This is a genomic window from Nitrosomonas oligotropha (assembly GCF_900106555.1).
Lineage (GTDB): Bacteria > Pseudomonadota > Gammaproteobacteria > Burkholderiales > Nitrosomonadaceae > Nitrosomonas > Nitrosomonas oligotropha_A.
Genome location: NZ_FNOE01000001.1, coordinates 14246 through 26505 on the forward strand (window position 1 = coordinate 14246; position 12260 = coordinate 26505).

The 12260-nt window shown below is 53.6% G+C and carries 10 protein-coding genes; 6 read left to right on the top strand and 4 right to left on the bottom strand.

Annotated elements, in window-relative coordinates; genetic code table 11:
* The first annotated feature begins 24 nt into the window (after nt 1-24).
* The 5 genes from BLU57_RS00090 to BLU57_RS00110 all read left to right on the top strand — a co-directional run bounded on the left by BLU57_RS00090 (nt 25) and on the right by BLU57_RS00110 (nt 5586).
* The gene (locus tag BLU57_RS00090) at nt 25-1023 is read left to right on the top strand and encodes a PhoH family protein (RefSeq protein ID WP_090314757.1); all 999 of its coding nucleotides are present in this window, start codon (nt 25-27) and stop codon (nt 1021-1023) included.
* 6 nt (nt 1024-1029) lie between these two features.
* Nucleotides 1030-1500 (top strand): rRNA maturation RNase YbeY, encoded by a 471-nt coding sequence (gene ybeY / locus BLU57_RS00095; RefSeq protein ID WP_371113134.1) that lies wholly within the window; start codon nt 1030-1032, stop codon nt 1498-1500.
* 48 nt (nt 1501-1548) lie between these two features.
* On the top strand, nt 1549-2397 hold the full coding sequence (locus BLU57_RS00100) for an HlyC/CorC family transporter (protein ID WP_090314759.1): 849 nt from the start codon (nt 1549-1551) through the stop codon (nt 2395-2397).
* Nucleotides 2398-2555: 158 nt separating this feature from the next.
* Nucleotides 2556-4340 carry a single-stranded-DNA-specific exonuclease RecJ gene (gene recJ, locus BLU57_RS00105; protein WP_090314763.1) on the top strand — a complete coding sequence of 595 codons (1785 nt, stop codon included), beginning with the start codon at nt 2556-2558 and terminating at the stop codon, nt 4338-4340.
* Nucleotides 4330-5586: an MgtC/SapB family protein gene (locus BLU57_RS00110; RefSeq protein ID WP_090314767.1), complete on the top strand. Its 1257-nt coding sequence runs from the start codon at nt 4330-4332 to the stop codon at nt 5584-5586. Before recJ ends, BLU57_RS00110 begins: the two co-directional genes overlap by 11 nt.
* Nucleotides 5587-5594: 8 nt before the next feature.
* On the opposite strand, the gene BLU57_RS00115 is transcribed toward BLU57_RS00110, so the two are convergent.
* The 4 genes from BLU57_RS00115 to BLU57_RS00130 all read right to left on the bottom strand — a co-directional run bounded on the left by BLU57_RS00115 (nt 5595) and on the right by BLU57_RS00130 (nt 7953).
* Nucleotides 5595-6014: a type II toxin-antitoxin system VapC family toxin gene (locus BLU57_RS00115; RefSeq protein ID WP_256206050.1), complete on the bottom strand. Its 420-nt coding sequence runs from the start codon at nt 6012-6014 to the stop codon at nt 5595-5597.
* A complete protein-coding gene (locus tag BLU57_RS00120) occupies nt 5980-6225 on the bottom strand; it encodes a type II toxin-antitoxin system Phd/YefM family antitoxin (protein ID WP_090314772.1) in 246 nt (81 codons plus the stop codon). The genes BLU57_RS00115 and BLU57_RS00120 overlap by 35 nt, the downstream gene beginning before the upstream one ends.
* 162 nt (nt 6226-6387) lie before the next feature.
* On the bottom strand, nt 6388-6987 hold the full coding sequence (locus BLU57_RS00125; protein ID WP_090314774.1) for a histidine phosphatase family protein: 600 nt from the start codon (nt 6985-6987) through the stop codon (nt 6388-6390).
* A gap of 129 nt (nt 6988-7116) precedes the next feature.
* Nucleotides 7117-7953 (bottom strand): TRAP transporter TatT component family protein, encoded by an 837-nt coding sequence (locus BLU57_RS00130; protein ID WP_090314776.1) that lies wholly within the window; start codon nt 7951-7953, stop codon nt 7117-7119.
* A 273-nt stretch (nt 7954-8226) separates the two neighbouring features.
* Here BLU57_RS00130 and mfd point away from each other — a divergent pair, with 273 nt between their 5' ends.
* Nucleotides 8227-11685 carry a transcription-repair coupling factor gene (mfd, locus tag BLU57_RS00135; RefSeq protein WP_090314777.1) on the top strand — a complete coding sequence of 1153 codons (3459 nt, stop codon included), beginning with the start codon at nt 8227-8229 and terminating at the stop codon, nt 11683-11685.
* Nucleotides 11686-12260: the final 575 nt, after the last annotated feature.

The following is a 12260-nucleotide window of genomic DNA, read 5'->3' on the forward strand; positions in this document are numbered from 1 at the left end:
TTATCGTAACTGCAACAGCCGACTTTGAAACCGACACCCCTGGAAATTTCTTTTACACCCGCCGACAACCAGCGTCTCGCCAATTTGTGCGGCGCACTGGATGAGAATCTCAAGCAAGTTGAAACCGCATTGGATGTCACCATTTCCCGGCGCGGCGAACATTTCAGCGTATCGGGAAAATCCGGGCAAACCCAACTGGCGGCACAGGCGTTGCGCAATTTTTATAATCAATCGCAGCAGCATATCAGTCTGGAGCAAATCCAGCTTGGCTTGATTGAAGTTCTGAATCCGCACGATACACCGGATCAAATCAGCGGCCACGATGACGGCGCCAGCGCCAAGCCACCCGCCGCGCTCACCTTGTTAACCCGCCGTAGCAATTTGCATGGCCGCACTCCGCGTCAGTCACAATACCTGCAACAAATCCAGGAACACGATATTACGTTCGCCATCGGCCCAGCCGGTACCGGCAAAACCTATCTGGCGGTCGCCAGCGCGGTCGATGCGTTGGAGCGCGGCCTGGTGTCGCGCTTGATTCTGGTGCGCCCGGCAGTGGAAGCGGGAGAGCGTCTGGGCTTTCTACCTGGCGATATGACCCAGAAAGTGGACCCTTATTTACGCCCTCTCTATGACGCGTTATATGATTTAATGGGTTTCGATAAAACCGCCAAACAATTTGAACGCAATACGATTGAAATCGCACCGCTGGCTTTCATGCGCGGACGCACCTTGAATCAGTCGTTCATCATTCTGGATGAAGCGCAAAACACCACGCCGGAGCAGATGAAAATGTTTTTGACGCGCATGGGCCTGGGCTCGAAAGCGGTCATTACTGGCGACGTGACGCAAGTCGATCTGCCGAAACATCAGAAAAGCGGATTGGTGGAAGCACAACAAGTGCTCAAGGACATACGCGGCATCGCTTTTACCCGTTTTCTATCCGAGGACGTGGTGCGGCATCCTTTAGTACAACGCATTGTCAATGCTTATGAGAAACACGACAAACACAAGCAGGAACCCTGATTCGCCTTGCAGACAAAGAAACCGTTCAAACTGATGGTGCAATATGCAACGGACAGTTCCATTGCCCCCACCCGGCCGCAGTTCCGCCGCTGGGTCAAAGCCGCGCTGATGCAAGAAGCCGAGATCGTATTGCGGCTGGTGGACGAAGCCGAAGGGCGAGAGCTAAACCAGCAATTCCGCGGCAAGGATTACGCAACCAACGTATTGACCTTTGTTTATGACGAAATGCAACCGCTGACCGGCGACATCGTGCTGTGCGCGCCGGTTGTCAGCCAAGAAGCGCAGCAACAGCATAAAGACCTGCTGGCGCATTACGCGCATTTGACCGTGCACGGCATTTTGCATTTACAAGGTTACGATCATATTGAAGACGCAGATGCAGCGGAAATGGAACAACTGGAAACTCGCATACTGGCGGCGCTGGGCTACGCGGATCCTTACAGTGAAGCAGCCGCCAGTGCCGTTGCAGCGCAATAATCATGTATCTCCTTTTTTTATTTTTACCCATTCAACTTCTTAAATACTATGGATGACCCTTCACCTAAAAGCGGCTGGTTAGAGCGATTAGGCGCCATGCTGATCCGCAAACCGGAAGACCGCGAACAACTGATTACCCTATTACACTCCGCTTTTGAGCGCAATCTGCTCGACTCGGACGCATTGAGCATGATCGAAGGCGTCATGCAAGTTTCCGAAATGCAGGCACGCGATATCATGGTGCCGCGTTCGCAAATGGATGTCGTCGACATCAGCAAGAAACCGGAAACATTCATTCCGTTCGTCATTGAAACCGCGCATTCCCGTTTTCCGGTTATCGAAGGTTCCGAGGATGAAATCATCGGCGTTCTGCTGGCGAAAGACCTGCTGCGTTATTACGCCGATCCGGAAGAATTCAATATCCGCGACATGCTGCGCCCGGCGGTATTCATCCCGGAATCGAAACGACTGAATGTGCTGCTCAAGGATTTCCGCAGCAACCGCAATCACATGGCGATTGTCGTCAATGAATACGGCGGTGTGGCCGGACTGGTGACGATCGAGGATGTGCTCGAGCAGATCGTCGGGGAAATCGAGGACGAATACGATTTCAATGAAGAAGAGGACAATATCGTCATGGAAGCCGACGGACGCTATCGCGTCAAGGCGATTACCGAGATCGATAATTTCAATGAAGTGCTGGGCGCAAACTTCAGCAACGAAGATTTCGACACGATTGGCGGCCTGGTCCTTAGCAAGTTCGGCCGTTTACCGGTGCGTAACGAATCGGCCATCATTGGCCCATTTAAATTCACCGTACAGCGCGCCGATAGCCGCCGCCTGCATGTGCTCAAGGTGGAAAAGCTTGAGGCAACCGTGGAAACTCCAGCAGAATAAAAATTCAAATTTCGTCACCATGCTGCGTTGCGCGCAAAAAATGCTTCCTCACCTATCCTTTATAGGCTGCGTCGGCATTTTTCACTCGCGCCTTGCCTTGTTTAGAACTTTGAATTTTTACAGAATACCATTCGAAATTTTTTCTTACAGTCAGGCGCATGCCCAAAATCTCCATCCGTCCGTATGATCCGCACAGTTTCCAAATACTCAGCGGTAGCGGATTACCCCCGGTACTGGCGCGCATTTACGCCGCGCGCGGCATTGAGGATTCCGGCCAGCTCGAAACCGAACTGACGCGCCTGATCCCGTTCGGTCAACTGAAAAATATCACCGCAACGGCAGCCTTGCTAGCCGATGCCATCGCGGCAGAAAAACGCCTTCTGATCATTGCCGATTACGATTCCGACGGCGCAACGGCGTGTGCCACCGGCATGCGCATCTTGCGCAAGTTCGGCGCTAACGTCGATTATCTGGTGCCAAACCGGTTTGAATACGGCTACGGCCTGACGCCGGAAATCGTGCGATTGGCATACGAAACCAAACGACCGGATATCCTGATCACCGTCGACAACGGCATCGCTAGCGTCGACGGGGTCGCAGAAGCCAACCGTCTCGGCATGCCGGTGGTAATCACCGATCATCATCTGCCTGGCGACCAATTGCCCGATGCGTTGACGATCGTCAACCCCAATCAACCCGGCTGTCCGTTTCCGAGCAAAAATATCGCCGGAGTAGGCGTCATTTTCTACCTGATGTTGGCGCTACGCGCTGAGCTGCGTCAGCGCGGCGCTTTTGCAGCAGGCCAGGAACCCAATCTCGCCAGCTTTCTCGATCTAGTCGCGCTGGGAACCGTCGCCGATGTCGTCAAGCTGGACAGCAATAACCGCATTCTGGTGCAGCAAGGTTTGCAACGTATCCGCAAAGGCAAGTCTTGCGCCGGTATCAATGCGCTCATGCAGGTCTCGCGGCGCGATGCCCGGCAGATTTCCACCTATGACCTCGGCTTCATGCTGGGGCCGCGGTTGAATGCCGCCGGGCGGCTGGACGATATGTCGCTCGGCATCGAGTGCCTGATCACCGATGACGAAGCGTATGCGACTGACATCGCCAAGCAACTGGACGAACTGAACCGGCAACGGCGCGAAATCGAATCGGCCATGCAGGAAAGCGCGCTCGCCAAGCTGGAAGATACGCTCAATGCGTGCCAGCCGGACATCCAGAGCGCCCACAGCATTTGCCTGTTCGATGCCGATTGGCACCAAGGCGTCATTGGCATCCTCGCGTCGCGCATCAAGGATAAATATCACCGCCCGGTAATCATTTTCGCACCCGGCAACGACGGCGAAATCAAAGGTTCGGGGCGATCGATCAACGGTTTCCATTTGCGCGATGCACTCGATCTGGTATCCAAACATCACCCGGAGTTAATCCGCAAATTCGGCGGCCATGCAGCCGCTGCCGGGTTAACCATTCACAGCAATGCTTTTGAAGCATTCCGCGCGGCGTTTGAGCAAGTTGCGCAAACGCTGCTGACACCCGCCGACTTAACTCGTGTGATTGAAACCGACGGTGATCTGGAGCTTTCCGAAATCAAACTGGAGCTGGTGGAAATGCTCGAGCGGCAAGTATGGGGCCAAGGTTTCCCGCAGCCATCGTTTAATGCGCGCTTTTATGTCGAAAGCCAACGCATCGTCGGGGAAAAACATTTGAAATTGAAGCTGAAAAAACTGCATGCCGCTGCTGCCGGTGACGCAGCGCAAGCCGCGCGGAAATCGGCTGAAACCTACGACGGCATTCTGTTTTTCCACAACGACCCGCTGCCGGATGTGATCGATGCGGTTTATCGATTGCAGATCAATGAGTATAATGGCAAATCATCCTTACAATTCCTGCTGGAACATTGGTTCCATGCAGATAACCCGGTGACCGGCGATGCACACTGAATTCACGTTGAATGGCGAATTGGCCGCTTTACCGCATTTCCTGACCAGCCTTGCGATTGGCTTATTGATCGGGCTGGAACGCGAACGCAATCCCGGCTCACGCGCTGGATTGAGAACATTCGCCTTGGTCGCGATGTTCGGCACGTTAGCTGCAATGCTGTCGGAAAAAGCCACGCCGTGGTTATTGCTCGGTGGTTTATTCATCGTCGGCTTGATGATGGTGGCTGCGTATTCCCGCGTCAAGGACGACAACGCCGATCCCGGCACCACCACGATCGCCGCGATTCTGGTGTGCTACTGCCTTGGCGCCTCGGTCTGGTACGACAACGGCACGCTGGCGATCATGCTCGCCATCATCACCACGGTTTTGCTGTACTTCAAGACGGAGCTGCACGGCATCACCGAAAAACTCAGCCGCCGGGATTTGATTTCCATGCTGCAATTCGGCGTGCTGACGTTCATCATTTTGCCGATCCTGCCGGACAAAAATATGGGGCCTTACGAAGCCCTCAACCCCTACCAGATCTGGCTAATGGTGGTATTGATATCGGGTGTCAGCTTGATCGGTTACGTGGCGCTGCAATTGATCGGCCAGCGCCACGGCGCGGTGCTGGGCCTATTCGGCGGCTTGGTGTCGAGCACCGCCACGACGCTGGTATACGCGCGCCGCAGCATGGAAAACGAAAGTTTCACGAACTTGGCCGTGACCGTCATTCTGATCGCTAACCTGACGGTATTGCTGCGCTTGGCCATTCTCGCCGCTGCCGCTTCCCCGGTTATATTGCCGCAATTGCTGCCGGTGCTGGGCTGCGGTTTTCTGGCCGGCACGGTTGTCATGATATTCGGCTGGCGCAAACTCAGCCAGCAGTATGAAGTGACGCTGCCGGAAATCAAAAACCCCGCGGAAATCCGCGCCGCCGCCGCATTCGGATTGATTTACGGCAGCGTATTGCTTTTTTCCGCCTGGCTGTCCGATATCGCCGGCAGCAGCGGACTATACGCCGTGGCGCTCGTCTCCGGCCTCACCGATACCGCCGCCATCACGCTTTCCAGCCTGCACTTTTACCAACACGGCAAACTGGAAGCCGCGCAAGCAATCACCGCGATCTCGCTGGCGTTCATTTCCAACGTCAGCTTCAAACTCGGGCTGACTTTTTTCATCGGCAGCAGATTACTCGCCCGGCAATGCGTTTTCGGCTTGCTGGCGACCGCCGCCGGGCTTGGGCTGGGGTTGTTGTTCATTTAGAAACAGTATCACCAAATGCAGCGCAAACCCGGTAGTGCATGGAGTTTCTCATCAGCCGTAATAAGCGGCGCTTGATGCGCAATGGCAGTCGCAGCAATCAACCTATCGCCCGGATCGCCATGTGGAATAATACCGCTCTCAGCTAGCGCAGCGATTGCCGGTGTAATCGAAATAACCTGCAACTCCAGTGACGTAACAATATCTTCCATATACGAGGCAGGTGTATATTGCGCAGGCAATACCAATCTGTTCTTACGGAACAACAAAGCGATTTCCCAGAAACTGATGGCGGCGCAGGCCAACTTACCACCCGCCAAGCCATGCTCGACAGCTTGTTGAGCGGCTATCGTCAAGCGCTCGCGGCGATCTGCCCAGAATAACAAAATATGCGTATCACAGATGATCAGCATCGCCCAGCCATTCTTCATCCAGAGGCGCGAGGATGTCACCAACAATAACCGTGCCGCGCAGTGCATCCAGACGACTCAGTGCTGCTTCTCGTTCGCTTTTTGCGTGATCGGGAATGATATGGGCGATGGTTTTACCGTGCAAAGTGATTGCAATTGCTTCGCCTGCTTGCACTTGTTTAAGGTATTCGGGTAAATGCTGGCGTAATTCGGTCACATTCACTGAAGTCATGGGAGAACCTATAATGTACATAAGATATGTACATTATAGGTATTTTATTATATAAAGCAATATATTAGAAAGTAAGAAATGCCTATTACTTAAACTTTATTGCTGTCAGACTCTGGATCTTATGGGAGATCCATATCGCTCATCAAAGATGATGATTGCTATTCAACCGGACAACTTCCCATTCAGCAATTCCAGCACGCCGCCGGTTTCGGTTTGGCGAATGCGCGTGATGCCGCCGTTACTGATTTTGATTCGATACAGCCCAGCCGGTGAGGCATGCACGGTTTTGGCGATGATCGCGCGCATCACGCCGGCATGCGCGACGATCAGAAAATGGTTGCTGTGGTATCGTTCAATCGCTTCTTCATAGGCGGAGCTGACGCGCTGGATAAAATCATCGAGCGGTTCCGCGCCGTGCGGGCGGCAGTTGACCGGATCGCGCAGGAAAGCCTGATAGTCAGTAACACGGCCGATTTTGATCTCATCGTGGCTGAGCCCTTCCCATTCGCCGAATCCGACTTCCTTGAAACGCGATTCAACCGTGACGTTGATGCCGTGACGTTCTCCGAGAGCGAATGCAAATGCCTGGCAGCGTTGCAGCGGAGAAGTGATGATGTGGTTCCAATCATTATAGTTTCCGACGGCATGCCACATTTGCGACCACCCCTTTTCACTGAGCGGATCGTCCACACCGTGGCCGCGATAACGGCGTCCACCAGCAGGCTGCCCGTGGCGGATCAAATCGATCACTGTTTCTGTCATAAAACTTTGCCAGGATATTAGAGAGATGCAGTAGTGTAGCTGATTTGCTCAGTGGAGAAGTGAGTTCGAGCAAAAAAGAAAACCGGGTGTAGCGCCGCAGTGGGGCGATAGCCGGTGTTCGGACGGAAACTAGTAATTGCCTACTCTGTTGAATTCAGAGCCGCCGGTTTTCTTGATCACATCCAGCGCGATGTCGACATATTCGGAAAATTCCAGCGCATCTTCGTCGGCAATCGGCGTTGCCAGCACAAAATCCGCATGTTTGCGTGCTTCTTCCTTCCTGCCGACGTCATACAGCAGTTCGGCGTAAAAAGCGCGTGTGATGACATCGCGCGGAAACAGTTCATGCGCCCGTTTCATGTGCATCAGGGCTTTTTGGTTACTGCCAAAGCTGATGGGAAATCCCGGCAGTTTGTGATAAATACGGCCCAGCGCGCGGTGCGCCCCGGCGTTCTCGTATTTCTCGTCCAATGAGACCACTTTAAGCAGCAAATTTTCCATCGGCCCGATCATTCTCAACGCATGCACAATACCGCTATCCTCGGCCATTTTTCCCATCGCGGCGGCTTTCCAGAAAAGTCCGCGCACGTCATTCGCGTTCAGCGCCAGTGACTGGTTAGCAATCGCAATGCAATTCTCAAACAATTGAATGCGGCGGTTTTTATCCAGCTCGAGCTGCGCGCGCATAAACTCCAGACGGGAAAGCTCGGCAACGGCGGCCGATTCGCGCGAATTGCGCGTCAGGTCGCGAAACCAGTCAATGGTATTCAACAATAATGGTGTATCAATGGCGTACTTCCATACGGCCAATTCAATTTTTTGTTGATTCTCGGTGGTTAATGCCGTGACGGAAACATTTTGCGCAAAAGCCGGTGCCGTCAAACACGCCACCGCAATTATCCTGTACGTAAACAGCATTATTTTTTGTTCCAATCGCCACATATTCAGTTTCATGAAAGCGCTCATATTCTTTCCGCCAACTAAGCTATTTTCTTGATTAACAATCATTCTACGATAAATACCAGCCATTTATGACCAGCGTATTAAGAATAGCGCTATCCAAAACAATTTCAAATGACAAATAACACAACAATTTGCACTTTTATAATCAATCTGCCACCGCAATTTGTTCCTAAAAGAAAGGCATCTTGAAACTGGCATATAATATGACGCTTTCGATTTCACGCCGGTTTCTGCGCACGCGCTCCATTTTCCGGCATGGCAACTGGCACATTCACTATGCAACAAAAGCACACCCTACCCGCACCCGGCACCGTTTTACGTTACGCTCACTTTGATGGCTCCAGTGACGCGCTGTTTCTCGCACAACTGGCGCGACAGGCCAAACCGGTCACCATCATCACGGCAAACGCGCTGGATGCGCAGCGACTGCTGGAAGAGATGCCCTATTTTGCGCCCGAACTCAAGACACATTTATTACCGGACTGGGAAACACTGCCGTACGACACGTTTTCACCACATCACGATCTCGTGTCCGAGCGGCTAGCGACGCTGTATCAAGTGATGAGCGGCGCTTGCGATGTGCTAATAGCACCGCTCACCACCGCGTTGTACCGCATGCTGCCACGCGAATATCTGGCCGCGCATACGTTTTTCCTCAAGCAAGGCGAAACGCTGGATGTCGCCGCGCTGCGCAGCCAATTGACGTTGGCGGGTTATTCGCATGTCACGCAGGTTTTCTCGCCGGGTGAATACAGTGTGCGCGGCGGCTTGATCGATCTGTTTCCGATGGGCAGCCCGCTACCGTACCGCATCGATTTGCTGGACAACGAAATCGACACGATCCGCACCTTCGATGTCGATACGCAGCGCAGCATTTATCCGGTCAACGAAATCCGCCTGCTACCGGCGCGTGAATTTCCGCTCGACGAAGCCGGACGCACCTGCTTTCGCGGCAATTTTCGCGAGAAATTCGAAGGCGATCCGTCTAAGAAACAGATCTACAAAGACATCAGCAAAGGCTTGACGCCCGCCGGAATCGAATATTATCTGCCGCTGTTTTTTACGCAAACAGCAACGCTATTCGATTATTTACCGGAAAACACGCTGCTCTGCCTGCATCAGGATGTCCGTCCGGTGCTGGATGAATTCTGGCACGACACACAATCGCGCTATCAATTACTGCGCGGCGATAGCGATCGTCCGTTGCTGCCACCGCAGGAATTATTTTTATCCAGCGATAGCTTTTTCGGTCAATTAAAACCGTACGCGCGCATTGAGATTCTGGCGGATGCGCAGGATGTCAAACTGGCCGCGCCCAGAACCACCACGCCGCTGCCTTCGGTGCAGGTCAACCGGCACGCGGAGAATCCGCTGGAAAAACTGGCGGTGTTCACCGCGCAATTCAAGATGACCGGCGGGCGCGTGCTGCTGCTGGCGGAAAGTATGGGACGACGCGAATTGGTCGCCGAATATTTGCAGCAATACGATCTGCATCCGGTGGTTTGCCAGGATTTCGCCGCATTTCTGGGCAGCCAGGAACCGTTCATGCTCGGCGTCGCGCCGCTGCATACCGGCTTTGTCGGTCAAGCTCCGAAGATCGCGTTCATCACCGAAAGCGAACTGTACGCCACGCACGTGCACGGCCGCCGCGAGCGGGATTCGCGCAAATCATCCGCGTCGACTGACAACCTCTTGCGCGACTTATCGGAAATCAAACCCGGTGATCCGGTGGTACACGAACAGCACGGCATCGGCCGCTACCTCGGCTTGGTCAGCATGGATGTCGGCGAAGGCGGACCGGGCGAGATGAGCGAGTTCTTGGCGCTGGAATACGACGGCGGCGACAAACTGTACGTGCCGGTGTCGCAACTGTATTTGATCGGACGCTACAGCGGCGGCGCACCAGAGTCCGCGCCGTTGCACAAGCTCGGCAGCAGCCAATGGGACAAAGCCAAGCGTAAGGCGATGCAGCAAGTGCGCGACACTGCTGCGGAATTGTTAAATCTGTATGCGCAGCGTGCGGCGCGTGAAGGCCACCAGTTTACATTGCAGCAGCATGATTACGAAGCGTTCGCTGAAGGCTTCGGCTTCGAGGAAACACCGGATCAGGCCGCCGCGATCCAGGCTGTGATCGCGGATTTGACCTCCGGCAAACCGATGGACCGGTTAATCTGCGGCGATGTCGGTTTCGGCAAAACCGAAGTGGCGTTGCGCGCGGCATTCATCGCCGTCGCCGATGGCAAGCAAGTCGCGGTGCTGGTGCCGACCACGCTGCTTGCCGAGCAGCACTTCCAGAATTTCTCCGACCGCTTCGGTCTGATCGCCGATCAATGGCCGGTGCGGATCGCCGAGCTGTCCCGCTTCCGCTCTGCCAAGGAGCAAACGCAAGCGATTGCCGGGTTGGCCAAAGGCGAGATCGACATCATCATCGGCACGCACAAACTGATCCAGAAAGACGTGCATTTCAAGAATCTCGGGTTGGTCATTATCGACGAAGAGCACCGCTTCGGCGTGCGGCAAAAGGAACAACTGAAGAAACTGCGCGCCGAAGTCGACGTACTGACGCTGACGGCTACGCCGATTCCGCGCACCTTGGCGATGTCGCTGGAAGGTTTGCGCGATTTTTCCATTATCGCCACCGCACCGCAGCGCCGTCTGGCGATCCGCACCTTCGTTACCAGCTTTTCGATGGGCATCATCCGCGAAGCGTGCTTACGCGAACTGAAACGCGGCGGGCAGATTTATTTCCTGCACAACGAAGTCAGCAGCATTCAATTAATGTATGAAAAACTCAGCGGCTTGCTGCCGGAAGCGCGCATCAACATTGCGCACGGGCAAATGCCGGAACGCGAACTGGAACATGTGATGCGTGATTTTTACCAGCAGCGCTTCAACATCCTGCTGTGCACCACCATCATCGAAACCGGTATCGACATTCCGAGCGCCAACACCATCATCATCAACGAAGCACACAAATTTGGCCTGGCGCAATTGCACCAGTTGCGCGGCCGCGTCGGCCGTTCACACCATCAAGCTTACGCGTATTTACTGACCCCGCCGGAAGAAGCGCTCGGCGCGCAAGCGAAAAAACGCCTGGAAGCGATTCAAGCGATGGAAGAACTCGGCTCCGGGTTTTACCTGGCAATGCACGACTTGGAAATCCGTGGCGCCGGTGCGGTACTCTCTGAATCGCAAAGCGGTGAAATGCAGGAAATCGGTTTCAGCCTCTACAGCACCATGCTCGACACCGCGATCCAGTCGCTCAAGCAAGGCAAGGAACCAGACATGCAGCACCCATTGGGTGTTGCCACCGAAATCAACCTGCACGTGCCAGCGCTGCTGCCGGAGGATTACTGCCATGACATCCACGAACGCCTGGTGTTGTACAAACGCATGGCCAACTGCGCCGACAACGACCAGCTCGACGACATGCAACGCGAACTGATCGATCGCTTCGGCCTGCTGCCCAACCCCGCTCGCGCCCTGCTCGACTGCCACCGCCTGCGCATCGCCGCCAAACCGCTCGGTATCACCCGCATCGACGCCAGCGCCGACAGCATTCAAGTGCAATTCATCCCGAATCCGCCGATCGACCCGCTGAAAATCATCCAACTGATCCAAAGCAGTCGCGAATACTCCCTCTCCGGCCAGGACCGGCTGAAAGTTCTGGTACAAATAGAAGATGTGAATAAGCGGGTGATCAGGATTAAGGAATTGATGCAGAAGTTGGGGTGAGTAATTGAGAATGGCTTTTTCCAGCGACTTATGAATTTAGTGATATGTGCTATATTGAAAATCGAACGACCCAATTTCACAGAAAAATATGAAATAAGAATATGATTTATTTTATTAACTCAAATTAATACGTATTATATTGCGTCATTTCAGACGTCTAATTCTAGTTGGGCATCTCGATAGTTTTCCCTATGCACCATTACATCATTTTGCTATCCGACCTAAGCTACCAACTTGCTTTGACGACATACAGCGCTGAAAACAGAAATGGAAAAATACCGGCCATGACCGGTGAGTGGCAATTCGGTTTATCGCCCGGGTGGGGGGGTAGCCATTTACAACAAAAGATAATTGCAAGAAATGGCGGTAGCTACCACGATACATGCGGTAGCCGGATGCATGGATATTTTGATTCGCATCCGGCAGTTTCTACGTCACCGCTCAAATACAGATGATCACTGATAATATTAATAACAATGAGTTGCGGGTAGCTTGTTTCAAGCAAATCGGAGAAATATTGTGAAAGATGATCTGAGAATTCAGGAGCTGCGTGTAATCTTTGGCGCTATCCTGCA